A 25,927-nucleotide genomic window follows, 5' to 3' on the forward strand; every position below is an offset into this window, starting at 1 on the left:
GTTGTCTCGCACCCGTTGTTCCCCGCTGCAAATCGAAAGGAGACTGTTATGACATGCAAGCAAACGATTGCACCCTTGCTGGCCGGAGGGCTGCTCGCGCTGTCGGCGATGCTGCCCGCGCACGCCGGCGAGGAGAAGACCAATCCCATCTTCGGGTTGTCGTCGAGCGCGCTGGAGGATTTCGGCGGTGAGGCCGGCGTACACGAATGGGCCAAGGCGCTGTTCCACTTCATTCTGCTGGATCAGCGCATCGCGCCGATGTTCAAGGAGTTCGGCAATCCCGAGCGCCAGATCTTTCTCAACACGCAGCTGGAAACCATGGTGCTGGGCGGTCCCAACAACTATCAGGGTGCCAGCATGGCCGCCGCGCACGCGGATCTGAACATCAACATGGAGCAGTTCAACGCCGTGGTCGAGGCCGCCTACAACGCTTGCGAGCGGGTGAACATTCATTACTTCGCCTGCAATCAGGTGATTGCCGCCCTGGCCCCGTTCACCGACGACATCGTCACGCGTTGAGGCGAAACGGTACGGCCCGCGACCAGGACGAGCCACGGGCAGGATCGGACCGCCGACCCAGCGGTTCGATTCTGTTTGCGGGCTGGCCGACATCAAGACCGAACCTGTCTGACGGATGACCCCATGAAAACTAATCGAACCCTGACGAGCAGGGTCCGCCAGTGGATGGCAGGGCCCCAACCTTCCGCATCTCCTGTTGCGCTGATTGCGCAAGCATCGACGCCCGTGATGGCCTCGCGGCGACGCCTGCTGCAAACGCTGCTGGCCCTGCCGCTGGCCGGCATCAGCGCGCGCCTGTCGGCGCAGGTGGGTGGCGGAATCGAGCAATTCTGGAAATTCAATATCCGGCCGGAAATTTTCCTGGAGGAAGTGTTCGGCCCCGATGTGCCGGTCGCGCAGTCGGTGTCGGTGGGCGGTGCGGTGCCCAGCCTGATCCAGCCGCTGCCGCAGCGCATGCGCTACTGGCGCGCCGACGGCCGCACCGCGTGGATCTTCGACGAACTGGGCAAGGATGGTTATCAGCCGACCACCTGTGGTTTCGTGGTGCGCGACGCCGCCATCGAACAGGCCAAGGTGCTGATCTATCGCGAGTCGCGCGGCGAACAGGTCGGCCAGCCCTCGTTCCTGCAACAGCTGGTGGGCGCACGCATCGCGGGCGAGTCGCTCAACGTCAGTGTCGACAACATCTCCGGTGCCACCTATTCGGTGAAGATGATGCAGCGCATGGCGCGGACGGCGCTGGTGCTGGACCAGATCGCGTCCTGATCCGCCGATGAGCAAGACCGAAATGGCCCCTTCCCAGGCCGTCAGCCCCGGCGCGCCCGACGCCGCGCCGCAAACGCCTGAAGCCGCGCCGGTCAAGCCGGTGCCTGCGGTCAAGACGCGCAGCAACCTGACGCCGTTTCTGCGCGACTGGCACCGCCGTGCCGGTTTGTTCGCCTTCCTGTTCATGGGCTGGCTGGGGCTGAGTGGCATCCTCATCAACCAGAGCCCGAGCTGGGGCTACGACACCGACCGTATCTACTGGAGTTGGGTGATGTGGTTGTACAGCCTGGAGCCGGCCCCGCCGACCACCGGCTTCCAGGCGTCCGATCACTGGATGGCGGTGACCCCCGAGGGCACAGTGCTGGACGCCAACCCGGTGGTGCCGCCGATCAAGCTGCCGCTGGGCCTGGTGGCCGGACCGATCGAAGGCCAGGCGTTGATCTTCATCGCCGACGCCCAGCATGTCGCGGTGCTGACCGAAGACGGCGCGCGTTACGACGAACTGCGCGCGCCGATCCTGCCGCTGACGTCGATACGCCGCATCGGCAGCTTGCCGACGCAGCCCGGCTCGCTGGTGGTTCAGGACCTCGACGCCTTTGCCAGTACCGACGGTGGCAACAGTTGGTCGCCGGTGGACCCGGCGCAGGTCCAATGGTCGGAAGCGGTCGAATTGCCGGCCACCGAGCGCGAACGCCTGCTGCCGTTTTCGCGGCCGTTCGTGACGCTCGAACACATTCTGGTCGACGCCCACAGCGGCGCGATCTTCGGTCGCGGCGGTGTTTACGTGATCAACGCCGTCGGCGTTGCGGCGATCTGGCTGGCCGTCAGCGGGGTATGGATGTGGTGGCGTACGCAGCGACGCCGCAAGCCCTGAGCTTCGTGTCCAGGGCCGTGGCGGCAACTCTCCGAACCCAGGCGCTCGCGCAACTGCGGTTCGATCCGATTCTTTCGTAGGTCCATGCAGTCAAGGAGCATCACCATGAAACGCAACATGACCCTTGCAGGTTCCGCCATCGTCACCGCCCTGCTGATGTGGATGGCAGGCCCGGTCCAGGCCCAGGAGCAGAGCGGCCGGATCACCCTGGACCAGATCTCCGTTCCCGGCGTCGACAAGGACGGCGACGGCTGTCTGGACAAGACCGAAGTCACCCCCGGTGGCCAGCTCGACAAGCGCTTCGCGACACGTGACGTCAACGGCGACGGCAAGCTGTGCAAGGACGAGTATTTCGCCCCCTGAAAAACGACGGGCAAGGGATCGCCACGCGGGATGCGGCAAGCATGAACGCCGTCGCCATCCAGCCCCGACGATGAGCGCGGTTCCAGCTGCAGAGAAGTCGCGATGAAAATGTGGCGGACCTTGCCCTCGCCCCTGGTCAAGCTGGGGTTCTTTGCAATGGGCACGCAGATTTCGGTCAGCGTGTCCGCGCCGGGATCGCGCCGCCGTCGCGAAGCGGCCGGCGAGGCCATCGCCGAAGTCGAACGCATGATGCAGACGTTCGGCAAGCACTGGTGGCCGTGGGGTAACGGCGAGCTGTCGCGGATCAATCGGCGGCTGGCGGAGGGTGGGGTGGCGGAGATCCCCGTCGCCATGCGCGTGCTGTTCGGGCGTGCCTGGGCGATCAGTCGTGCCAGTGGCGGCCTTTACGAACCGCGCATCGCACAACTGGTGCAACTGTGGGGCTTCCACGATCTGGCGGCGATGCGCCAGACGCCGCCGGAGCCCGCGCAGGTCGGCCACTACCTGCAGGCCTTGCGCGCCGCGCCGGCCTACGACGGCGGCGCCACCTACGGGCCGGCGCCCGACGTCGGGTGGGACTTCGGCGGAATCGGCAAGGGCTGGATCGTCGATGCCGCGCTGGACGTGCTGCGCGATCGTGGTTTCCCGGATGCGGTGGTCGACGCCGGCGGCAACCTGGCTGCGCGCGGTGCGCGCGGAGACAATCCCTGGCGCATCGGCATTCGCGATCCCCGTTCCGATCCGCTATCGCCGCGGCTGGTCGCTACCCTGATGGCGCACGACGAAGCGGTGAACACGCACGGCGACGATCAGCGCTACTTCGAGGTCGACGGCCGGCGTTACGCGCATATTCTCGATCCCGCCACCGGCTGCCCGGCGAGCGGACTGCGCTCGCTGACGGTGGTTCACGCCGACGGCACCCTGGCCGAGGCCGCCGGCGCCGCCCTGTATGTCGCCGGACGACAGCACTGGCCGCAGATGGCGCGCAAGCTGGGTCTGGCCGATGTGCTCGCAGTCAACGAGGACGGCGAGGTGGAGGCCACCGCGCATCTGGCCAAGCGCATCCGCCCCGAAAACGGCACGCAGATCCGCTCGGTGGGCTGACCGGGACCCGGAGTTGACGAGGGCAGCGCCGCGGCGGCAATCCAGCTGCCGATCCACCGGGAGCGGCCGCCGCGGACAAGGTCAGGGGAGCTCGGCAGGGTCGTCTTTCTGCGTCGGCGCGGGCACGGCGACAGCCGGGATGGCGCGCTCGAGGTAGAACACCGGCTCGTCACCGGCAAAATATTCGGCATCGATCAGGCGCCAGCCCTGGCCGTACAGGTCGACCAACGTGGATTCGAATGCGCCCTCTTTCCCATGACAGTCCAGGGGGTCGCTGGGCGTGATCGCCTCTCTGGCGCGTGTGGCGCAGCCGAGAATGTCGAAAGCGGCATGCGCGGGGCCTGCGATGCCGAGCGTCAGGCAGGCGGCGGAAAGTAACGGGAACTTCGAGTTCGCCATGGCGGGTGCTCGTGGATGGAAAAATCAGCGAGCGCGCAGCAGGCGTTCGGCGCGGTAGGCACGACCGCTGGCGTAGTGCTCGGCGGACCTTGCGTAGCCGACCGCGTCCACCGGCGCGAAGTCGGGATCGAGCAAGCCGGGCGGACGATCCAGTTCGCTGCGCGACTCGTTCTTCCACGGCGCCAGAAACAGGCCGACCGCGGCGTCCTGTTCGCCGACGACGGTGGTGCCGGCCGTCGCCGCGGGCGACGCATCGTCGGCAGCAATGGGTGCCGCGGCGATGCAGCCCAGCACCGCTGCGGCCAGCGCCACGCAGCGACGCGCAACGCTGATCTTCACGGCGCGGCCCCGGCGACTTCGGTGGCGGTCGCCGCGGCATCGAGTCGGGTTTCGAGCTCGCGGATCCAGGCTTCGACGATCAGGCTGTCGCCGCCGCTGAGATGCTGATACTGGCGATAGCCCTGCAGTGCCTGCTGCGGCCGGTGCAGGGCGACGTCATACAGGATCGCCAGATTCAGATGGGCCTGCGGATAACCCGGTTTGGCTGCAATGGCTGCCTGGTAGGCCTGCTCGGCGCGCATGAAATCGCCGTTCTCGCGATGCAGGGTGCCCAGCCAGTTGTGCGCGATCTCGTTATCCGGCTTGAGCGCGACCGCGCGGCTGAGGCTTGCCACCGCCAGCGACAGCTGGCTGCCCTGCGCATACAGAATGCCGAGATCGGTCAGCGGCCCCGAGAACTCCGGGTAGTCGCGCGACAACTCCAGAAATGCGGCCTGTGCCGGCTCGATCTGGCGCGCCTTCATCAGCGCCAGTGCCTGCTGGAAGCGCTGATCCGGGTCTCCCTTGGCGGCGACGTCGGCGGAGTCGTCGGCGCCGTTGCGAATTGCGGGGGCATCGGCGCGTACCGCGGTGCGCACCTGGTCGCCGCCCCGCTTGGCCGGGCCGGGCGCGGCACAGGCCGCCAGACTCAGCGCCGCGACGGCGATCAGAAGGGATCGCAGTCCCCGACGGATCACGCCGGGGGTGTGTTCAGTGGAGTTCGTCATACGAGGCCTCGCGTCGTTCCTGCTTGCCGTACTTGGCGGGTGAGAGTTGGCCGAGCGCCGCCACGCTCCTGCCGATGGCGTCGTTCCATATCCCCTTGCGCACGCGAGACAGGTTGACTTCGTGCGCCTGGATCGCCTTTTCCTCGAACGGATAGGCCTGCTCTTCGAGCAGGACGTGGTACTGCTCCAGCGCGTCGCCGGCCAGTTGCGCCGGGCGCTCGGACTGCATCAGTGCGCGACCGAAATCGGCGTAAACCGTGGCCAGCTCGAAGGTGGCGGCGCTGGTGATCTCGGCGTAGCCGTAGGCGGCGGCGCGCTCCAGGCTGCGCACCGAGGTTTCGGTGGCGGCCTTGCGCGCGGCAAGGCTGCGCTCCAGCGGCATGCGCAGGGCCAGCCGCGCTGCTGCCGCGGCTTGCAGGCGTCCCAGCTCCAGGCTGGCTTGTGCGGCAATGCGCTGCACCGCGTCCGACCGCACGCCGCCCTCGGTGCTGTCGGCGGTCACAATCTGCTGCAGCCAGTACTGGTGGGCTGACGGATCGCGCTGCGCGGTCATCGCCAGTTGCGACAATTTCAAGCGGGCCTGCATCGCAGGGTCCAGCGGCTGCGGGTAGCCGTTCACATAGGCCAGATAAGCGTTGAAGGATTGCGCCGCCATGCCGGCCTGCTCGTATAGCGTCGCGGCGGTCCAGGCGGCGACGCGGCGCACTTCCGGCGGTTCGTCGGCACGCTGCGCCACGCGTTGATACACCGCCGCCGCGCGCGCCGGCTGTTCGCCCTTTTCGTACGCCAGTGCCAGCTTCTTGTCGGCGTCTGCCAGCAGGCGGTGCTGCGGATGGAACTCGCGGAAGCGTTCCAGCGCGACGGCCGCGCGCGGCCAGTCCTCCAGCACCAGCAGGGCGGCGGCGGCGTCGTAGTCGGCAGCTGCGCGGATGCTGGCGCCGGGTGCCACCTGTGCCACCCGCTCGAAATGTCCGGCGGCGGCGAGCTGATCGCCGTCGTTGCGCGCCGCTTCGCCCTGCTTGTAGACGCTGGCGGCGAGCTGCTCGACCGCCAGTTGGCGCGCACCGGCGCCGGCACCGGCGGTGCCAGCGAGCCGCGCATACGCGGTCTCGGCCTGCGCGTAGCGGGCCTGGGAAAAATGCGCATCGCCAATCAGGTTCAACGCAGCGCGCTGCGGCTCGGGCGCGGCCGGCGCGGCCAGCACCTGCTCCGAGGTCGCGATGGCGTCCTCGACGTGCCCGCGCGCGAACTGGCCCTCGGCCGCCGCCATCAGCACCTGCGCGCGTTGCGGATGATCGGGGAAGGTTTCGGCGAGCTTGAGCGCGGCATTAATGGCGGCGACCTGGGCCTGATCGCGGGCAGGACCCCGAGCGGCCTGCAGCTGGCGATGCCAGGTCTGCACCGCGGCAAACGCGGCAACCGGCGCCTGCGCGTGCGCGGGCAATTCATAGGCGGTGGCCTCGTACTGACGCGCGGCGTCTTCGGTGCGTCCGCCTTCGAGCAGCGCATCGGCCAGCAACAGGCTGGTCTGCGGCGTCTGCGGATCCTGCGGAAAGCGCTGCAAGGTGCGTCGATACCATTGCGCCGCCTGCAGATAGCCGGCCTGCCGGGCCGCGGGATCGCGAGCCTGTTGCGCGATGGCCTGATGATGACGGCCGAGCTCATCGTGGTAGCGACGCACCTCGGCCAGGACCACGGTGTCCGGCTCGCGCTGAGCCCAGTAGCCGGCATCGGGCGCGTACCATTCTGCGTAGCGTCCCTGCGCTTCCAGGGCCAGTGCGCCGAATCCGCCACTGCGAAAGGCACCGATGGCATGGGCGTGAAACTCGGGCGCGCGCGGGTGCGCCGGGTGCCGTTCGGTGAAAGCCAGATAAGTGCCGGCGGCTTCGGTGTAGCGCTCTTGCTGCAGCAGCACCTGCCCGAGTTCGGCATAGAGCAGGCTTTCCATGCGCGACACCCCCGATCCGGGTGTGCCGTCGGCCAGATGCCGGTTCAGCGCAGGACCGCCACCGAGCGCCGCGAACGACAGTGCCACCATGCGCAGCGACTCCTGCGCGCGGTCCGACTTGTCGCGGTCCACCGCTGCCAGCGCCGCTGCGCCGTCTTCCAGGATGCCGGCCGGCAGATCGCGATCCAGGATCGCCAGAAACACCTGCGCTGCCCGCTCGAACTGCGAGCGCTTGTACAGCGACCAGCCGTATTTGTACTGCGCCAGTTCGTAGTAGGCGGCCTGCGGTCCCAGCGCCAGCACGCCGGCATAGGCGCGCTCGGACTCGTCGAAGCGCTTGCGCACGAACAGCATCTCGCCGGCGCGGAACCAGGCATCGGCAGCGCGTTGCGAATGCGGATGCCGGGTGCCCAGCGTGGTCAGCGCCATGATCGCGGGTTCGGTTTCCTGCACCAGCTGATGCGCGCGAGCGAGCTGGTAGAGCGCGCGATCATTGTGCGGATAGCCGGGGTGATCGTGCAGCAGGCGCTGGTAGTCGGCGATGGCGCGGCGCACCTCGCTGACATGAAAGCCCTGGCCGTCGGCGCTGTCCTGATCGGCCAGCTGCACGCGCAGATCGGAAGCGCGTCGCAGGGCTTCGGCGCGCATGTTGGGCTCGATGGCCGCAGGCGGCAGTTGCAGCAGCAGGTCGTACTGCTCGATGGCGGCACGGGCGTCGCCGGGTACCAGATCGCCGACTTCCACGCGCAGGATGCTCGGCGTGCGCACGCGAAACCAGCCGTCCTCGGTAAGACCGTTGCTCTCCGCGATCTGCCCCACGGTGGAGGGAGTGTTGCGCGCGGCATCGGCGGAACCACTGAGCCCGATCAGCCATAGCGGCGCCAGACAGGCGCAGATCCGTCTGGCCGCGGCCGACTTCCATGCCCGCGCGCTCACGAGGCTTTCTCCGCCGCCGCAGCTTCACGCTTGAGTTCCACTTCCGGTTCCAGGCCGTAGTCGAACTGGCGCGCCAGCGCGAAGCGGGCCTCTGCCAGATAGCGCTCGGTGCGCAGCGACCAGGCTTGCAGCAGCGTCAGCGCCACGTTCTGCATCTGCGTTCGCGCGGCCGCTTCGATCGCGGCGTGACGATCGAGCGCAGCGCGCAATTCGGCATCCAGCGCCGCGCCGCGAGGGTCGTCGGTGCCCAGGCCCTGCAGCCGTCGCCGGCTGTCCAGCAATGCTTCCTGCAGGGCGCGCGGACCGCGATAGCGATCCATCGCTTCGACGAACTCCGGTTCCAGCAGCAGGTACATCAGATAGCGGGTGTCGTCGTCGTAGAGCAGATCCGATAGCCAGTGCCGCCAGCCGCCGGTGCTGTCGCCCATACCGACCGCCACCATCTGCGCCAGCTCGCCGCTGCGCGCCTGAGTCGTCGCCTGCTGCAACTGCGTTCGGGCGCGCTCCAGCAGGGTCGCGGCGCGGCGGTAGTAGTCCTGCGCCTGAGCGCCGGTGTCGAGTTCTTCCAGCGCCCAGGCCAGCGCCAGTGCACCTTCCTGCGCAGCCGGGTCGATCGCGTCGCGACCGACCAGCTCGGTCCAGGGCACCAGCGCCCGATGCAAGGCTTCGCGCCGCGCTTCGGTGTGGCGCAGACGCGGAGCATGGGCCGCCGTGACGAACGACGGTGGTGGCCGGGTCGGCAGCAGCGACGCGTCGGCAACGCCGTCCTCGGCTGCGGTTTCTGCCGGGACCTGCACGAACGACCAGCCAAATCCCAGCAAACCGAGATTGCCGTAGGGGCCGGGGCTGCGTACCTGGGCCAGGTAGGCGCGTGCGCCCTCACCATCGCCGCCGGCCAGCACGTGGTAACCCAGCGCAAGATTGGCGTGATCGCGGCGCATCCAGGCGGTTTCGCCCTGCGCCTCGGCCGCCGCGAGCAGTTGCAGGGGCTGTGCATTGCCGCTGGCTAGCGTCGCCAGCGCGGCGTTGAGCTGTTCCACTGCCGCCTGCTCCGCAGCCGCGGGAACCGGTGCAGACGACAGTGCGCGCACCGCGGTGGCGGCCAGTGCGTTGGCCTCGGAAGACCACGGCGCACCGGCGTGGCGCAGCTGCAGACGCCTGAACTGCCGCGCGGCCAAGTAGGGTTTCTGCGCGTTCACCCAGAACTGGCCGGCGCGCAGCCAAGGATGTGCGTTGTTTTCAGTGGTCGATGTCAGCACGCCGGTGTCGCTCCACGGCACTTGCTGCAGTTCGCTGGAACCGAAACGGCGCTGCGCCAACGACAATTCCAGCGCAGTGGCGGGGCCGACGGCGACGGCTTGATCGATGCGATGAATGATCTGCTTGTCGTTGCGCGTGGGATCGAGTTCGCGCGCGTAGAGCTCCACTTGCAGACGATGCTCGCCCGGCGCCAGCCTGCCGCTCCACACCGCGTGCACGCCGCCGGCTGCCAGCGCTTCCCACTCGGTCTGCGAGTAATCGTATGCCACCGGCGCCTGATCGCCGATGCGCAGCTTGATCCGGCGCAGTCGCAGCTCGTCGCGCTGGTTGCCGACGAATACGGTGAAGTCGATGTGCTGCGAGGGCAGGGCGTCGCGCTCGAGCGCGTAGACCCTTTGATCCAGCGCCAGCACCTGCTCGACCCATTCCGGCGGCAGCGCCGCTCCGGCGGGGACGCAGAGCGCGTTGGCGCCGACCGCGATCGACAACGCGATCGCCGCGGGTCGAAACGCGGGTTGAAGCAGGCGAAAGAAAGGACGGATGAGCTGCATCGGACGACCTGCCACGCGGGCGGTTTGTCGTGTCCGGTCCGGCGGTATCCGGAGCGACACGCGAGCGAACTGCCATGGGGCGGACGACGGTGGCCGCGAGGCGAAGGTCTGCGATGACCCGGGAAACTTCAGTTCAAAACTGCAAAGGCCGTGCCACGGACGGGCACCCTGAATGCGCCGGTTAACCACGCACTGCGGCGTCCGCCGCTTCGGGCATCCAGCCGCGTTCGGTCAGATACGCCGCAGGGTGCGCCGGATCGAGTTCGCCACCGGAGATGAAGCGGGTCTCGATGGTGGAGCCGTCCATTCCCAGTGCCACCGGTCCGGCGCCTTCGCGTACCGAATCCACCGCCGGCAGCGGAAATCTCAGAGCGCTGGCGGCATCCTCGAACGCGCGGCCGTCGCACACCTGCGAGGTCACCGATTGCAGAGAAACCGGTCGCGCCCATTGGCGCCAGCGCAGCATCTGCAGCGCGCACCACATCATCTGCGAGCGCCTCGGGAATGCGTTGAGTCCGACTGCGAAGCGCGGTGCGCTGGTTGCGTCCGGCCCCTGCAAGGCGCTTTCGATCCAGGCTTCGGGCACCGACAGTACCTTGCGCTTGATCAGCAGGCCGGCCAGTTCGCGGGCGACGTCCTGGGTGGCGAGGTCGCGCAGGGCGAGCATCAGCGCAACGATCACCGCACGATGGGTTTGCGGGTAGCGCCCGGCCCATTCGCAGGTGACGCCGAGCACCTTGTCGGCACCGCCGTCCCAGATCGCGCGCGTCGGCGTGACGATGACGCCGAGATTGCCGCGCACGGCGGCGGTGTTCCACGGCTCGCCGACACAGAAGCCGTCCACTGCACCGCTTTCGAGCAGACGCACCATCTGCGGCGGCGGTGCCACGCGAAACTCGATGTTGGGATCGTTCTCCTCGATGCCGCCCAGGGCGAGCCAGTCGCGCAGCAGGTAATGGTGCATGGAGAACGCGAAAACGTGGGCCAGGCGCAGGCGTCCGCCGTCGCGGACAAAGCGGGCCACTGCATGCGCGCTGTCCAGCGGCGCCATCCCAGCGGTGAAGCCGATGCGTTGCGCCACGCTGCGCGACAGCGTGATTGCGGAGCCGCCCTGCGACAGGCACAGGCCGGTCATCAGCGGCACGCCGACGCCGTCGGCCCCCAGGGTGGCGGCCACCGGCATCGGCGCCAGGCACTGCGCAGCATCCAGCGCGCCGTAGGCGAGGCGATCGCGCAGGCTAGCCCAGGACACTTCGCGCACCAGATTGACCGCCAGTCCCTGCGAATGGAAGTAACCGCGGTGGGCCGCCCACAGCAGCGGTGCGGAATCCAGCAAGGGCATGTAGCCGATGGTGAGCTGCCGAAGTTCGGCCTGAAAGAATCGCGGCACTTTCACCGCCGCACCCGGTACTGCGCGACGCTCGCCATCGGCCCACGCATCGGCAGGCGGGAACGAGTGTGCCGGGCGCTCACTGGCGCCCACCCTTGAGGCCGCGAGCGGATGGATCGCTGCCGCCAGCGGTCGCACGCCTGCCGTGCCCGTATGCGACAGCGTCACGGTCGGCCGGGTCGGTGTGCTCATGTGCCGTCTTCATGGGTATCGAACAGTTCGGCGGCGGCCAGCACCGTGCGCGCTGCTTCGCCGATGGTGATGCGGCGGGTCATGGCGCTGCGCCGGAGCAGGGCATACGCCGCCGCTTCATCGAGCTTGCGCAGCTTGGCCAGGGTGGCCTTGGCCCGCTCCACATCGCGGCGGTCGGCCAGGCGCGTGCGCATGTCGTCGAGCTCGTGACGCAGCTTCTGGTGTTCGCGGAACCGCGCGATGGCCACGTCCAGGATCGGGCGCAGCCGCGGCTCGCTCAGGCCATCCACCACGTAGGCGCTGACGCCGGCACGAACGGCGTCGGCGATGGTGTCGGGGTCGGCGTTGTTGGCGAAGAACACGATCGGTCTGGGCACCTGCTGGGTTACCGCCGCGCAGTTGTCGAGCACGTCGCGCGCGGGGTTGTCCATGTCCACCAGCACCACGTCGGGCTGTACGCGACGCACTGCCGCGAGCAAATCTTCGGTAGACGACAACCGCGCCACCACGTCGTTGCCGGTGGCCAGCAGGGCCTGGGTGACGAATGCCGCACGTGCATCGTCGTCGTCGACCAACATCACGCGCAGGCTCACGGCTGGCCTGCTGGCGCCTGGCCGTTGCGTGAAGACCGCGGTTTGCGCCCGTTCATTGCAGATAGCCATCGATATCGGTGTCCAGCATTCGGTCGGTCCTGCAGGCGATCAACGCCGGCTCCTCCAGAAACAAAAAAACGCCCACTGCTTGCACAGAGGACGCTGCTGTCCTGAGGACCTGACCTGTAGCCATCCGCTTTCTGGATTGGCAAGAGCGGGGCGGCGCTGCCTCGCTTGATCCACGACGGGATATGCGAAAGGCATGCCATGAGCCCGGCGCGGATTCGATGCACCTTCGCAGGGCATGCTTATTGCTCGGCATCGCCGCAGGACTCCTTGAGGCAGCGACACCCGTGCGCGTCATGCTTGTGGACGACAACCAGGACCGCATGCGGCAGCTCGACGCTGCCCTGAGTGCGGGCGGACATCAGGTGGTGGGGCGCCTGTTGGACACCGACGACATCCTCGGCGCTGTGGACCATCTGCATCCGGACATCGTGCTGATCGACGTCGACAGCCCGAGCCGCGACACCCTGGAGTCGCTGGGCCAGATCTCGCGCGACCGGCCGCGGCCGATCGTGCTGTTTGCGCAGAACTCCGATTCCGAAACCATCCGCCGCGCCATGCGGGCCGGGGTATCCGCCTATGTGGTGGACGGCATGACGCCGGGCCGCCTGCAGCCGGTGATCGAAGTGGCCATCGCCCGCTTCCAGGAGTTCCAGGGCCTCAAACAGGAACTGGCCAGCACCAAATTGAAGCTCGCCGACCGCCGCGACGTGGAAAAGGCCAAGGGCCTGCTGATGAAGCGCAAGGGCCTGGACGAAAACACCGCCTACGAAACGCTGAGGAGAATGGCGATGGACCGCAATATCCGGCTCGGCGAGGTGGCGCGCTCGCTGATCGCCGCCGCGGAGCTGTTGTGAGCGTCGCCACGTCGCGGACGCGCAAGGTTCGCATCGGCATGCTGCCGCTGGCGGATGCTGCACCGTTCCTGGTCGCACGCGAACTGGGTTTGTTCAAGGGCCAGGGCCTGGACGTGACGCTGTGCGTGGAAGCGTCATGGGCGGGCATCCGCGACAAGCTTGCGCTGGGGCAGATCGACGCCGCGCAACTGCTGGCGCCGATGCCCCTGGCCGCCAACCTGGGCGCAGATCGCCTGGGCGTACCGATGGAAACCGCACTGGCGCTGTCGCGCAACGGCAACAGCATTACGGTGTCTGCGCCGCTCTACGCGCAGATGGACGCCGCCGGCGCCGATCCGGCTGCCGCAGGCCGGGCGCTGCGCCGGGTCGTCGAGCGCGACCGCGCCGCCGGTCGCGGCCGGCGCGTGTTTGCACACGTGTTCCCGTTCTCCACGCACCATTATCTGTTGCGCGACTGGCTTGCGACTGCGGGGATCGACCCCGACCGCGATGTGCGCCTGGTCGTCATTCCGCCGTCGCAGGTCCTGCAGCATCTGCGCGAGCATCGTATCGACGGCTGCTGCGTCGGCGCGCCCTGGGGCATGGCGGCGGAACTGGAAGGCGTTGGCCGCCGGCTGCTGGCCACCCATACGATCCGCCCCGGCTGCGCCGAAAAGGTGCTCGGCGTGACCCGGACCTGGGCTGCGCACAATCCGGCTGCGCACCTGGCGATGGTGGCGGCGCTGATCGAGGCCGGACGCTGGCTGGAACTGCCCGGCCATCGCGCCGACGCCGCGCAGATGCTGATCGACGCCCGGCTGCTGGCGACCCCGGCCGAATCGGTGCGCGCCGCCTTGAGCGACGACGGCGCCGATCCACTCGGGCCGCAATTCATCTTCGGAGCCGGGCAGACTCTGCAGCCCCATCACGACGACGCGCGCTGGTTCCTGGCGCAGATGCAGCGCTGGGGCCAGATCCGCGTCACGCCGGATATCGAAGACACCGTGCGGGCCAGCTATCGGCTGCGACTGCACGGGCAGGCGCGGGCGCTGGCGACCCATGTTCTGCAACCTTGGGCGCAATGACCCCAAGCGCCACTCCGGCACCGCAGGCGGGTCGCAGCGGCAGCGGCGGCGGTGTGCTGGCCATTGCAGTGCACCGCATTTGTGCGGATGACGATCGATCTGCGCCAGCTTTGTGCGCAATCCGCCCCGGAGATGGCGTTTGGCCCGGCACGCTGCTTGCTCTGAGCTTGATGCGTGGTTAACGGCGATCACGTGAGCTGATTTTCGCGGGCAATGACGACCGCGACATTCCATTCTCACGGGAGTCGTTCACATGTCGGATGCATCGCGGGTCAAAGCCACCAGAGTCACCCTCAGCGACTTCAGCACACCGCAGATGCGCGCCTTCCACCTGACCTGGATGGCGTTCTTCGTCTGCTTTTTTGCATGGTTTGCCTGCGCGCCGCTGATGCCGGTCATCAAGGGCGAGTTCGGCCTGACCAAGGACCAGATCGCCAACATCAATATCGCTGCGGTCGCGGTGACCATCCTGGTGCGGGTGCTCATCGGGCCGCTGTGCGATCGGCTGGGACCGCGCAAGGCCTACACCGGGTTGCTGCTGATCGGCGCGATTCCCGTGTTCGGTGTCGCCGCCAGTCAGAGCTACGAGAGCTTCCTGTTCTTCCGGCTGCTGATCGGCGCCATTGGCGCCAGCTTCGTCATCACCCAATATCACACCAGCGTGATGTTCGCGCCCAATGTCGTCGGGACCGCCAACGCGGCCGCTGCGGGTTGGGGTAATGCCGGCGGCGGCGCCACGCAGGCGATCATGCCGTTGATCCTGGCTGCCGTCCTCACCCTGGGCGCCGAGTCGGCTTTCGGGTGGCGCATCGCTTTGTTGGTCCCCGGCGTGCTCATGGTGGTCATGGGCGTTCTCTACTGGAAATACACCCAGGACTGCCCGGCCGGCAACTACGACACGCTGCGCGCCACAGGATTGATGGTGGACGGCGGCAAGAAAGCGAGCTGGATCAGCTTCAAGAAGGCGGCCACCAACTATCGCGTTTGGATGTTGTTCGTCACTTACGCCGCCTGCTTCGGCGTGGAAATCTTCATCCACAACATTGCGGCGCTGTATTACGTTGATCGTTTCGAGTTGTCGCTCAAACAAGCGGGTTTTGCCGTCGGCGCGTTCGGTTTGCTGGCCTTGTTTGCGCGCGCACTCGGCGGCATGGCTTCGGACCGGATCGCCAGGACGCGGGGGCTCGATGGGCGCACCCTGCTGCTGTTCGCCTTGATCGTAGGCGAGGGCCTGGGCTTGCTGTGGTTTGCACAGATGGACAGCGTCGCCATCGCTATCGTCGCCATGATCGTGTTTGGTCTGTTCACCCACATGGCCTGCGGCGCGACCTACGCGCTGGTGCCCTTCATTGATCGCAATGCCTTGGGTGGCGTCGCCGGCATCATCGGTGCGGGGGGCAATGTCGGCGCCGTGGCCGCGGGCTTTCTCATGAAAGGCTCGGCGAGCGCGCAGGAGTGCCTGCTGATTCTGGGTGTGCTGGTTACGGCCTCGGCGGTCTGCGCCATCGCCGTGCGCTTCTCGTCCGAACACAAGACGCGCGAACAAGCGCTGTACGAACAGGCCGTATCCGAGCGCTCGGGTCTGGCCGCTTGAACTCTATGAGGACGAAACTGGTGGTGGTTGGCAATGGCATGGATGAGGAGGAGCTTTCGGGGACTGACTCAAGGTCAGTCCCCGCCGACGAACGCCCGACGGGTCTCCCGTCGCGCCGGGGGCGGCGATAAATGAGCGCACAGATGAAGACTCGACTCGTGGTGGTAGGAAACGGGATGGTCGGTCACAAGCTGCTGGAGCAGCTCGCGGATCAACCTCAATTCGAGATCACGGTGTTGTGCGAGGAGCCGCGTCCGGCTTACGACCGTGTACATCTTTCGGAATTCTTCAGCGGTAAGACCGCCGAGGATCTGTCCCTGGTCGTGCCCGGGTTCTTCGAGCGCGAGGGGCTGAGCCTCAAGCTCAATGCCAAGGCGGTCGGCATCGACAGGTCTGCGAAGACGGTGCAGACCGCAACCGGCGAAACAGTTCCTTACGACAAGCTGGTGCTGGCCACCGGCTCCTACCCCTTCGTGCCGCCGGTGCCGGGCCGAGAGCGTGACGGCTGCCTGGTCTATCGCACCATCGAAGACCTGGAGGCGATGACGGAGTGGGGCAAGAAGTCGAAGATCGGTGTGGTCATCGGCGGCGGTCTGCTCGGCCTTGAATGCGCCAAGGCGCTCAAGGACATGGGCCTGCAGACGCACGTGGTGGAATTTGCGCCGCGACTGATGACAGTGCAGGTCGACGACATGGGCGGTCGCCTGCTGCAGCGCAAGATCGAGGCGCTGGGCGTGACCGTGCACACGCAGAAGAACACCACCGAAATTATTGATGGCGCCGGCCTGGGGGTCGGTGGTCGGCACAAGATGATGTTCGCCGACGGCTCCGCGCTGGAAACCGACATGATCGTGTTCTCCGCCGGCATTCGTCCGCGCGACGAACTCGCGCGAAGCAGCGGCATCAAGATGGGCGAGCGTGGTGGCATTGTCATCGACAACGATTGCCGCACGTCCGATCCGAATATTTACGCGATCGGCGAGTGCGCGCTGTGGGAAGGCAAGATTTTCGGGCTGGTGGCACCTGGGTATGACATGGCGCGTGTGGTCGCGAGCCAGCTTGTGCTCCCCTCTGCCGCAAGCGGGAGAGGGGCCGAGGGTGAGGGCGCTTCGAGCGCTGCGCCGTTGCCCGCCGCCCTCACCCCAACCCCTCTCCCGCCTGCGGGAGAGGGGCTTCAGTTTCTCGGTGCCGACATGAGTACCAAGCTCAAGCTGCTGGGCGTGGACGTGGCGAGCATCGGCGACGCGCAGGGCGTGACACCGGGCTCGCTCAACTACCTGTTCAGCGACGAAGTCGCCGGCCACTACAAGAAGCTGGTGGTGAGCGCCGACAACAAGACCCTGGTCGGCGCGGTGCTGGTGGGCGAGGCCAATGATTACGGGTCCCTGCTGCAGTTCGCGCTCAACGCGATTCCGCTGCCGGCGCATCCGGAGGAATTGATTCTTCCTGCGCGTGAAGGCGGCAAGAGCGGCATGGGTGTGGACCTGTTGCCGGATGCAGCGATGATCTGCTCGTGCAACAACGTCTCCAAGGGCGCGCTGTGCGGCGCCATCACTGAAGGCGCCACCACCATGGCGGCGCTCAAGAAGTGCACCAAGGCGGCGACCAGTTGCGGCGGCTGCGGGCCGCTGGTCAAGCAGGTGCTGGATGCCGAGCTGACCAAGGCCGGTGTCACCGTGCTCAATCACCTGTGCGAGCACTTCGCGCATTCGCGCCAGGAGATGTTTCACCTGGTCAAGATCGGTCAGCTCAAGACCTTCGACTCGGTGCTGCTTGCCCACGGCAAGGGTCGTGGTTGCGATATCTGCAAGCCGGCCATCGGCAGCATCCTGGCCAGTGTCTGGAATGAGCACGTGCTCAAGCCCAAGCACCAGAGCGTGCAGGACACCAACGACTACTACCTCGCCAACCTGCAGAAGGACGGCACGTACTCGGTGGTGCCGCGCGTTCCGGGTGGCGAGATCACGCCGGAAAAACTCATCGTCATCGGACGCGTGGCGCAGCACTACGGGCTGTACACCAAAATCACCGGCGGCCAGCGCATTGATCTGTTCGGCGCGAGAGTGGAGCAACTGCCGCTGATCTGGAAGGAGCTGGTGGAGGCCGGCTTCGAATCCGGTCACGCCTACGGCAAGGCCTTGCGCACGGTGAAGTCCTGCGTCGGCAGCACCTGGTGCCGCTACGGCGTGCAGGACTCGGTGAGCATGGCCATCTTCATCGAAGAACGTTATCGCGGTCTGCGCTCGCCGCACAAGATCAAGATGGCGGTGTCCGGCTGCACGCGCGAATGCGCCGAGGCCCAGGGCAAGGACGTGGGCGTGATCGCCACGGAGAAGGGCTGGAACCTGTACGTGGGCGGCAACGGCGGCATGAAGCCACGCCACGCCGATCTGCTCGCCATCGATCTGGATGACGCCACCCTGATCCGCTACATCGACCGCTTCCTGATGCTCTATATCCGCACCGGTGATCGTCTGCAGCGCACCTCGACCTGGATGGACAACATCGAAGGCGGGCTGGAGTATGTGAAGAAGGCTGTGTGCGAAGACAGCCTCGGTATCGCCGCCGAGCTGGAAGTGGACATGCAGAAGCTGGTTGATACCTACGAGTGCGAGTGGAAGAAGGCGATCAACACGCCGGAGACGCTCAAGCGCTTCCGCCACTTCGTCAACTCGCAGGAACCGGACAAGAACATCCAGTTCGTCGATGAACGCGGTCAGATCCGGCCCATGAGTCAACTGGAAAAGAAAGCCGAGGCCTCGGTGTGAGCGACATGATCAACAGCCTGCCGGATCAGACCGCGCAAGACTTCAGCAGTGAGGTGGTGGAGACTGCGATGACGCAAGCCCCCAAGTGGACCTATGTATGCCGCGTCGCGGAGATCGTGCCCAACACCGGTGTCTGCGCCAAGGTGGGTTCGTCGCAGGTCGCCGTGTTCCGCCTGGTCTCGCCCTCGGGCGAGGACGAGGGCATCTTCGCCCTGGACAATCACGATCCACGTTCCGGCGCCAATGTGTTGTCGCGCGGCATGGTCGGCGATGTTGCCGGCGAGATCGTGGTGGCCTCGCCGGTGTACAAGAACCATTTCTGCCTGAATACCGGGCGTTGCCTGGAAGACGAGAGCTGGTCGGTGCAGCCCTATGCCGTGCGCGTGTCGGATGACGGCATGATTCTGGTGCGCGAAGCGTGAAGCACAAGAACGGTCACGGATTACGCGGATGAACGCGGATAAAACAACATCGTGGTGTGGCTATTCAATCCGCGTTCATCCGCGTGATCCGTGGCGTGCTGTTTCTGTGTATTCATGAATCGTCAACGTCTGGTAGTCGTCGGCAACGGGATGGCTGGAATCCGCACCGTCGAGGAAGTGCTCAAGCTCGCGCCGGATCGTTTCGACATCACCGTGTTCGGCGCCGAGCCGCACGGTAACTACAACCGTATTCTTCTGTCGCCGGTGCTGGCGGGCGAGAAGAAGTTCGATGACATCGTCACGCACCCGCGCGAGTGGTATGCGCAGAACGCCATCACTCTGCATGCAGGCGATCCGGTGGTGAGCATCGACCGCAAGCGTCGCGCGGTGAAATCTCGCGATGGCCTTGAAGTGCCTTACGACCGCCTGCTGCTGGCCACCGGCTCCAAGCCCTTCGTCATCCCCGTGCCCGGGCACCAACTGCCGGGCGTGATCGCGTTCCGCGACATCAACGACGTCGAGCTGATGCTCACCGCCGCGCGCGACCACAAGAAGGCCATCGTGATCGGCGGCGGTTTGCTCGGCCTGGAAGCCGCGAACGGCCTGATGCGTCAGGGCATGGACGTGACCGTCGTGCACGTCATGGATTCACTGATGGAGCGTCAGCTCGACAAGCCGGCGGCGGGGTTGCTCAAGACCGCGCTGGAAAAGCGCGGCCTGCGCTTCCTGCTCGAAGCGAACACCGCGGAGATCGTCGGAGCCCTCACCCCGCCGTCTGCTTCGCAGACGGTCCCCCCCTCTCCCGCTCCGCGGGCGAGGGACGAAGGCCGGCCTCCGGCCGATGCTTGTCTTGATCGCGTGCGCGCGGTGCGCTTCAAGGACGGCAGCGAGATCGAGGCCGATCTCGTTGTGATGGCTGTCGGCATCCGCCCAAATTTCGATCTGGCCAAGAACGCCGGTCTGCACTGCGAGCGCGCGCTGGTGGTGGATGACAGCCTGCAGTCGCTGAGCGATCCGCGCGTGTACGCGGTGGGCGAGTGCGTGCAGCACCGCAAGAACACCTATGGCCTGGTGGCGCCGCTGTACGAACAGGCGCGGGTCTGCGCCGCGCATCTGGCCGGCCTGGGCCATCGCCGCTATCCCGGCTCGGTCACCTCGACCAAGCTCAAGGTGACGGGCATCGACCTGTTCTCCGCGGGTGATTTCATCGGCGGGCCGGACACCGAGGACCAGGTGTTCCGTGATCCGCGGCGCGGTGTGTACAAGCGCCTGGTGCTCAGGGATTCGCGCGTCGTTGGCGCCGTGCTCTACGGCGAGGTCAAGGACGGCCCCTGGTATTTCGAGCTGATGCAGAAGGGCACGAACATCGCCGCCTTCCGCGCGCGCCTGTTGTTTGGGCGTGCGTACTGCGAGCCATCGACCGCGACGACGGAGCAGGCCGCCTGATGGATGGGTCCATGCCGACATCCTCCGCAGTCGTGAAAACCACCTGCCCGTACTGTGGCACCGGCTGCGGCGTGGACGTGAAGGTCAGCGGCACGAAGGTCGAAGTCAGCGGCGACGAATCGCATCCGACCAACTTCGGCCGTCTGTGCGTGAAGGGCTCTGCGCTCGGCGACACGGTGGGGCCGCAGGGACGCCTGATTCATCCGAGCATCGCCGGCGAGCGCGTGAGCTGGGACGCCGCGCTTGATCACGTCGCAGCAAAATTCCAGAGCATCGTGCGCGAACACGGCCCGGACAGCGTGGCCTGGTACGTCTCTGGCCAGTTGCTGACCGAGGACTACTACGTCGCCAACAAGCTCGCGAAGGGCTTCGTCGGCACAGCGAACATCGACACCAACTCGCGGCTCTGCATGTCCTCGGCCGTGGCCGGGCACAAGCGCGCATTCGGCGAAGACATCGTGCCGGTGTCCTACGAGGATCTGGAGCGCGCGGATCTCGTCGTGCTCGTCGGTTCCAACACGGCCTGGTGCCACCCCATCCTGTTCCAGCGCATCGTCAAGGAGAAGGAGCGGCGTCCCGAGATGAAGCTGGTCGTCATCGACCCGCGCCGCACCGCGACCACCGAGATGGCCGACCTGCACCTGCCGCTGCGACCGGGCACCGACGTGTGGCTGTTCAACGGCCTGCTGTCTTTCCTGCATCGGCACGGTGTGGTCGATACCGGGTTCGTTGAATCGCACACCAACGGTCTGGCGCGTGCGATGGCGATCGCCGACAACACGGCCGGCGACCTGCGTTCGGTCGCGGCCCAATGCAAGTTGCAGGAGGCGGCGCTCGCCGAGTTCTATCGGCTGTTCGCGCGTACCGACAAGGTCGTCACCGCGTTCTCCATGGGCGTGAACCAGTCGAGTGCCGGCACCGACAAGGTCAACGCCATCGTCAACGCGCACCTGCTCACCGGGCGCATCGGCAAGCCTGGCGCCGGGCCGTTTTCCATCACCGGCCAGCCCAATGCGATGGGCGGCCGCGAGGTCGGGGGGCTGAGCAACATGCTGGCCGCGCATATGGATCTGGACAACCCGGGGCATCGCGAACTGGTCCAGAGCTTCTGGCAGAGCCCGGCCGTCCCGTGCAGGCCTGGGCTCAAGGCGGTGGATCTGTTCGAGGCCATCGAAGCCGGCAAGGTCAAGGCGGTGTGGATCATGGCGACCAATCCGGTGGTGAGCCTCCCCAATGCCGACCAGGTCAAGCGCGCGCTGGCCAGGTGCGAGCTGGTGGTGGTGTCCGACTGCATGGCCAATACCGACACCACCGCGTTCGCACACGTGCTGCTGCCGGCTCAGGGCTGGGGCGAAAAGGACGGCACGGTCACCAACTCCGAACGGTGTATCTCGCGCCTGCGTGCGTTCCTGCCGCCGCTGGGCGAGGCCAAACCCGATTGGTGGGCGTTGGCGCAAGTAGGTAAACGCTGGGGTCACGCCGAGCATTTCGCCTGGAACGGCGTGCATGAGGTGTTTGACGAGCATTGCCGCCTGACGGCGGCCGGGAACCGAGAGACGGGAGACGGGAGGCGGGACGATGCACCGAGCGCGCCCCGCTATCTCAACCTATCCGGCCTCGTCGGGATGGACAAGGTCGCGTACGCCGCCATGACGCCCGTCCGATGGCCGGTGCTTACGTCTCCCGTCTCCCATCTCCCGTCTCCCGACGCCTTCTCCGACGGCCGCTTCTACACTCCCGACCGCAAGGCGCGCTTCATCGCGGTCGAGCCGCACATGGCGGTGCATGGCGTCGACAACGAGTATCCGCTGATCCTCAACACCGGCCGGGTGCGCGACCACTGGCACACCATGACCCGCACCGGCCTGTCGCCGAGGCTGGCTTCGCACATCGCCGAGCCCTTCGTGGATCTGCACCCGGGCGATGCGCTGCTGTGCGGCGTGCGCGAGCACGAGCTGGCACGCATCAGTTCCCGATGGGGGTCCTGCGTGGCGCGGGTGCGCCTGTCGGGCGAGATGCAGCGCAAGAATGTGTTCGTGCCGATCCATTGGAACGCGCAGTTCGCCTCGGACGGCCGCGTCGGCAAGCTGGTGAATCCGGTCGTCGATCCGATCTCCGGCGAGCCCGAGTTCAAGCACACGCCGGTGCGGATCGAGCCTTTCCGGGTCACTTGGCACGGGTTTGCCCTGCTGCGCGAGGCCGCTGACACAGCCATGCCGCAGGCCTCAGGCCTGACGGCGCACGCCACCTGGTGGACGCGTATTGCCGGCGAGGCCTACACGCGCTACGAGCTGGCGGGCCGCCGGGTCGAAAACGGCTGGTCGGCGATGGCGCGACAGATGCTCGGTGCCGCGCAGCCCGACGCCGACTGGCTGGAGTACCAGGACGCCAGTGCGGGGCAGTATCGCGGCGCGCTGATGGTCGATGATCGTATCCAGGCCTGTCTGTTCGTCTCGCCGCGGCCGGATCTACCCTCGCGTTCCTGGTTGTCCGGGCTGTTCGCCAAATCGAGGCTGGAGGATGTCGATCGCATGGGCCTGCTGGTCGGTGAGCCCTTCGAGCGCGGCGTCGACACCGGCGCCACCGTTTGTTCCTGCTACGGCATCGGACGCAAGACCATCGAACATGCTATCCGCGGCGGCTGCCGCAGTCCCAAGGCCCTGGGCGAAAAGCTCAGGTGCGGTACCAACTGCGGCTCTTGCGTGCCGGAACTCAAGACGCTGATCGCGCAGACGCTGGCCCCGGTCTGAGCCGGGTATCAGCCGCTGACTCCCATCGACGGATCGAAGTGAAAGCGCGTGTCGGTGGATTGCGCGGCCGCCTCGCACTGCTCCCGATAAGCTGGAAACCCGCCCAGCCAGAACAGCACCGAGCGTGGCTTGCCGGGGATGTTGTCGCCCATGTAGTAATTCTTGGTCTTCGAAAACAGCGTCATGTCGCCGATCTGGTTGGTCAGGTTTACCCAGTCGGTTTCCGCTTCGCTGCTGGCCTCCAGAACCTGCCGGCCCCGCGTGCGCATGTCTTCAAGCAACCGCGCGATCCAGTCGACCTGGTACTCGGCGAGCAGGATGGGATTGAAGAAGGGGCTGCCGGGTCCGTTGAGCCAGAACAGATTGGGAAAGCCGGCACCCGTCATGCCCAGATAGCTGCGCAGTCCGTCGCCCCAGTGCTGTTTGAGCGTGCGCCCGTTACAGCCGCGAATGTCGATCTTGTCCATGGCGCCGGTCTGGATGTCGAAACCGGTGGCGAAGACGATGGCGTCGAGTTCGACCACCCGCTGGGCCACGCGCAGGCCCTCTGCGGTAAAGCGGTCGATGGGTTCTACGCGCAGATCGATCAGGCTCACGTTGTCGCGGTCGTAGGTCTCCTGATAGCCCGTGTCCGCCGCCAGTCTGCGCGTCAGCGCGGGATGTTCCGGCACCAGCTTTTCGGCGACCTCCGGATTGCGAACCCGCGCGCGTATTTTGTGGCGGAAGAATTCACTGAGAGTGTCGTTGGCAGCCTGATCGACCAGTACGTCGGTGAAGGTGTAGTAGAAGCAAAGTCCGCCCGAGGCCCAGCGATTCTCGTACTCGCGCAATCGAGCCTCGTCGTCCAGTTCCAGCGCCGAGCGCGTCGGTGGCGGCAGGGGTTGCGAGTGCACCAGGGTGAAGCCGGCCATGGAATCGAACTGCATCTCGCGCAGCTTCCGGTAGCGTGCCTTCATCTCGCGCTCGAGGTCCGGGTCCATCGGCTTGTTCTGCAGCGGGACGGTAAAGGTGGGTGTGCGCTGGAACACGCTCAGGTGCTGCGCCTGGCGCGCGACGATGGGGATCATCTGCACGCCCGATGCGCCGGTGCCGATGATGCCGACACGCTTGCCCGAGAAATCCACCGGCTCGCGCGGCCAGCGCGAGCTCAGGTATTTGTCGCCGCGAAAATCCTCGAGCCCGTCGAAGTGCGGCATGTGCGGCTCGGAGATCAGGCCGGTGGCGAAGATGCAGAATTGCGCCGTGACGGTGTCGCCGTGTTGGGTGGCGACCCGCCAATGGCCGCTGGCCTCGTCGAAATGCGCCTGGGTGATTCGCGTGTCGAAGCGGATGCTGCGGCGCAGGTCGAAGCGTTCGGCGACATGCCGGCAGTAGCGCAACAGTTCGGGTTGCGAGGCATAGCGCTCGCTCCATTTCCATTCCTGCTGCAGCTCGTCCGAAAACGAGTAGGAGTATTCGAAGCTTTCGATGTCGACGCGGCAACCCGGATAGACGTTCCAGTACCAGGTGCCGCCGACATCGCCGCCGGCCTCGAAGCACTGCACGCTCAGACCCATCTGGCGCAGACGGTGAATCGTGTACATGCCGGCGAAGCCGGCACCCACCACCACCACGTCGAAGTCCGTCGTCGTGGCGCCGTCGCGCCGTGGCGGCCCATCTGCGGCTGCTGCCATCGTCTCTCTCCAGCGGGGGCTGAGCCCCTCGTTGCGTTCTTTGGGGGGCGGGCGCCCCCGGCCAGTATTCCTCGCGGTGCGCGGCGGTGCCAGCGGGGAAACCCGGTGGTCAGGCCGTCACTAACCGTTCGCGCGGCACCCGGGCCTCGCGTATCGGCAGGCAGGCCAGTGCCGCCAGCGCTGCCAGCAGCAGGTCGGCGTACCACATCCAGCCGTAGTCGCCGAAGCGCGCCATGGTCAGTCCGCCCAGCCAGGCGCCGAAGAACGCGCCGGTCTGGTGCGACAGCAAGGTCAAGCCGAACAGGGTCGCCAGGTAGCGGGTGCCGAACAGTTTGCCGACCAGTCCCGCGGTCGGCGGCACCGTGGCGAGCCAGCTGAAACCCAGTGCGGCGGCAAACAGATAGAACGTCAGCGGCGTGCGTGGCGCCAGCAGGTAAATGCCGATCACCAGGGCGCGGCTGGCGTACATCCAGAACAGGATGTGCTTCATGCGTACGCGCGACCCCAGCCAGCCGGCGCTGAGGCTGCCGGCGATGTTGAACAGGCCGATCAGCCCCAGCGACACGGCTGAGACCGCGGCCGGCAGTCCGCACAGCGCCACTTCGCCGGGTAGATGGGTGACCAGGAAGGCGATGTGCAGGCCGCAGGTGAAAAAGCTGGCGTGCAGCAGCAGGTAGCTGCGATCGCGCAGGGCCGAGCGCAGTTGCGCGCGCATGCCGGGTCCGGGCGCCGGCGCTGCCGGTGGCCCTGCGCCGACCGCCGCCGCACGGGTGCGCAGTCCCAGCAGCATCGGCAACGCGGCCAGGGCGGAGGCCGCCAGGGCCACGATCGCCACCGCCCACCCGAAGGCCGCGATCAGCGCCTGCGCCAGCGGCGCGTAGACGAACTGCCCGAACGAGGCGCCGGCATTGATGAAGCCGCCGGCAAAGGCGCGACGCTCCGGCGGCAGCCGCGCAGCGGTGGCGCCGATCAGGATGGAGAAGCTGGCGGCGCCGGCCCCGGCCGCAGACAGCAGACCCAGACTCAGCAGCAGACCCCAGGTGGAATCGAACAGGGGCGTGATCGCCATTCCGGCGGCCATCAGCAGGATGCCGAACACCAGCACCGGCATGCCGCCGAATTCGTCGGCGATGGCCCCGAACAGCGGCTGTACCGCGCCCCACACGAACTGGCCGACGGCAAGCGCCAGGCTGATGCTGACGATGCCCAGGCCGGTGCTGTCGTCCAGCGGCCCGACGAACAGGCCCAGCGACTGCCGCGCGCCGGTGGTGATCATCAGAATGCCGGCTGCCGACAGCATCAGCACCCAGGCGCTGCGGTGGCCGGTGGCGTGCGGGTTCAAGGGCC

The 25,927-nt window shown here is 66.9% G+C and carries 21 protein-coding genes; 12 read left to right on the plus strand and 9 right to left on the minus strand.

All coding sequences use genetic code 11. The features are described from left to right. Positions 1-48 precede the first annotated feature (48 nt). The 5 genes from ACOOHP_RS20765 (at position 49) to ACOOHP_RS20785 (ending at position 3,625) form a co-directional block, all read left to right on the plus strand. The gene (locus ACOOHP_RS20765) at positions 49-519 is read left to right on the plus strand and encodes a group I truncated hemoglobin (RefSeq protein WP_420468379.1); all 471 of its coding nucleotides are present in this window, start codon (positions 49-51) and stop codon (positions 517-519) included. Positions 520-747: 228 nt separating this feature from the next. Then, complete coding sequence (locus ACOOHP_RS20770; protein WP_420468380.1) at positions 748-1,284, plus strand: FMN-binding protein; 537 nt, start codon at positions 748-750, stop codon at positions 1,282-1,284. 7 nt (positions 1,285-1,291) lie between these two features. Next, positions 1,292-2,158: a PepSY domain-containing protein gene (locus tag ACOOHP_RS20775; protein WP_420468381.1), complete on the plus strand. Its 867-nt coding sequence runs from the start codon at positions 1,292-1,294 to the stop codon at positions 2,156-2,158. A gap of 105 nt (positions 2,159-2,263) precedes the next feature. Further along, entirely contained in the window at positions 2,264-2,521 is a 258-nt protein-coding gene (locus ACOOHP_RS20780) for a hypothetical protein (RefSeq protein ID WP_420468382.1), read from the plus strand. 102 nt (positions 2,522-2,623) lie between these two features. After that, positions 2,624-3,625 carry an FAD:protein FMN transferase gene (locus ACOOHP_RS20785; protein ID WP_420468383.1) on the plus strand — a complete coding sequence of 334 codons (1,002 nt, stop codon included), beginning with the start codon at positions 2,624-2,626 and terminating at the stop codon, positions 3,623-3,625. A gap of 81 nt (positions 3,626-3,706) precedes the next feature. On the opposite strand, the gene ACOOHP_RS20790 is transcribed toward ACOOHP_RS20785, so the two are convergent. The 7 genes from ACOOHP_RS20790 to ACOOHP_RS20820 form a co-directional block, all read right to left on the minus strand. After that, the gene (locus ACOOHP_RS20790) at positions 3,707-4,024 is read right to left on the minus strand and encodes a hypothetical protein (protein WP_420468384.1); all 318 of its coding nucleotides are present in this window, start codon (positions 4,022-4,024) and stop codon (positions 3,707-3,709) included. A 24-nt stretch (positions 4,025-4,048) separates the two neighbouring features. After that, positions 4,049-4,363 carry a hypothetical protein gene (locus ACOOHP_RS20795; protein ID WP_420468385.1) on the minus strand — a complete coding sequence of 105 codons (315 nt, stop codon included), beginning with the start codon at positions 4,361-4,363 and terminating at the stop codon, positions 4,049-4,051. After that, the gene (locus ACOOHP_RS20800) at positions 4,360-5,070 is read right to left on the minus strand and encodes a tetratricopeptide repeat protein (RefSeq protein WP_420468386.1); all 711 of its coding nucleotides are present in this window, start codon (positions 5,068-5,070) and stop codon (positions 4,360-4,362) included. The genes ACOOHP_RS20795 and ACOOHP_RS20800 overlap by 4 nt, the downstream gene beginning before the upstream one ends. Next, on the minus strand, positions 5,054-7,954 hold the full coding sequence (locus tag ACOOHP_RS20805) for a tetratricopeptide repeat protein (protein WP_420468387.1): 2,901 nt from the start codon (positions 7,952-7,954) through the stop codon (positions 5,054-5,056). The genes ACOOHP_RS20800 and ACOOHP_RS20805 overlap by 17 nt, the downstream gene beginning before the upstream one ends. Then, complete coding sequence (locus ACOOHP_RS20810; RefSeq protein WP_420468388.1) at positions 7,951-9,765, minus strand: hypothetical protein; 1,815 nt, start codon at positions 9,763-9,765, stop codon at positions 7,951-7,953. The genes ACOOHP_RS20805 and ACOOHP_RS20810 overlap by 4 nt, the downstream gene beginning before the upstream one ends. A 181-nt stretch (positions 9,766-9,946) precedes the next feature. Further along, a complete protein-coding gene (locus ACOOHP_RS20815) occupies positions 9,947-11,347 on the minus strand; it encodes an ABC transporter substrate-binding protein (RefSeq protein ID WP_420468389.1) in 1,401 nt (466 codons plus the stop codon). After that, complete coding sequence (locus ACOOHP_RS20820) at positions 11,344-11,940, minus strand: ANTAR domain-containing response regulator (protein ID WP_420468390.1); 597 nt, start codon at positions 11,938-11,940, stop codon at positions 11,344-11,346. Before ACOOHP_RS20820 ends, ACOOHP_RS20815 begins: the two co-directional genes overlap by 4 nt. A gap of 362 nt (positions 11,941-12,302) precedes the next feature. Here ACOOHP_RS20820 and ACOOHP_RS20825 point away from each other — a divergent pair, with 362 nt between their 5' ends. The 7 genes from ACOOHP_RS20825 (at position 12,303) to ACOOHP_RS20855 (ending at position 22,907) form a co-directional block, all read left to right on the plus strand. After that, on the plus strand, positions 12,303-12,863 hold the full coding sequence (locus ACOOHP_RS20825) for an ANTAR domain-containing response regulator (RefSeq protein ID WP_420468763.1): 561 nt from the start codon (positions 12,303-12,305) through the stop codon (positions 12,861-12,863). Further along, positions 12,860-13,927 carry a CmpA/NrtA family ABC transporter substrate-binding protein gene (locus tag ACOOHP_RS20830; RefSeq protein ID WP_420468391.1) on the plus strand — a complete coding sequence of 356 codons (1,068 nt, stop codon included), beginning with the start codon at positions 12,860-12,862 and terminating at the stop codon, positions 13,925-13,927. Before ACOOHP_RS20825 ends, ACOOHP_RS20830 begins: the two co-directional genes overlap by 4 nt. A 253-nt stretch (positions 13,928-14,180) precedes the next feature. After that, entirely contained in the window at positions 14,181-15,521 is a 1,341-nt protein-coding gene (locus ACOOHP_RS20835; protein ID WP_420468392.1) for an MFS transporter, read from the plus strand. 143 nt (positions 15,522-15,664) lie between these two features. Beyond that, on the plus strand, positions 15,665-18,289 hold the full coding sequence (nirB, locus tag ACOOHP_RS20840) for a nitrite reductase large subunit NirB (protein ID WP_420468393.1): 2,625 nt from the start codon (positions 15,665-15,667) through the stop codon (positions 18,287-18,289). Positions 18,290-18,294: 5 nt separating this feature from the next. Further along, positions 18,295-18,711 (plus strand): nitrite reductase small subunit NirD, encoded by a 417-nt coding sequence (gene nirD / locus ACOOHP_RS20845; protein WP_420468764.1) that lies wholly within the window; start codon positions 18,295-18,297, stop codon positions 18,709-18,711. Positions 18,712-18,825: 114 nt separating this feature from the next. Beyond that, positions 18,826-20,157, plus strand: a complete 1,332-nt coding sequence (locus tag ACOOHP_RS20850) for an NAD(P)/FAD-dependent oxidoreductase (RefSeq protein ID WP_420468394.1) — start codon at positions 18,826-18,828, stop codon at positions 20,155-20,157. Further along, entirely contained in the window at positions 20,157-22,907 is a 2,751-nt protein-coding gene (locus ACOOHP_RS20855; protein WP_420468395.1) for a molybdopterin-dependent oxidoreductase, read from the plus strand. The genes ACOOHP_RS20850 and ACOOHP_RS20855 overlap by 1 nt, the downstream gene beginning before the upstream one ends. An 8-nt stretch (positions 22,908-22,915) precedes the next feature. On the opposite strand, the gene ACOOHP_RS20860 is transcribed toward ACOOHP_RS20855, so the two are convergent. Further along, positions 22,916-24,580 carry a flavin-containing monooxygenase gene (locus ACOOHP_RS20860; RefSeq protein ID WP_420468396.1) on the minus strand — a complete coding sequence of 555 codons (1,665 nt, stop codon included), beginning with the start codon at positions 24,578-24,580 and terminating at the stop codon, positions 22,916-22,918. Positions 24,581-24,689: 109 nt separating this feature from the next. Continuing rightward, on the minus strand, positions 24,690-25,880 hold the full coding sequence (locus ACOOHP_RS20865) for an MFS transporter (protein WP_420468765.1): 1,191 nt from the start codon (positions 25,878-25,880) through the stop codon (positions 24,690-24,692). Between the last annotated feature and the right edge of the window lie 47 nt (positions 25,881-25,927).

The organism is Panacagrimonas sp., from assembly GCF_965216805.1.
GTDB lineage: Bacteria > Pseudomonadota > Gammaproteobacteria > Nevskiales > Nevskiaceae > Panacagrimonas.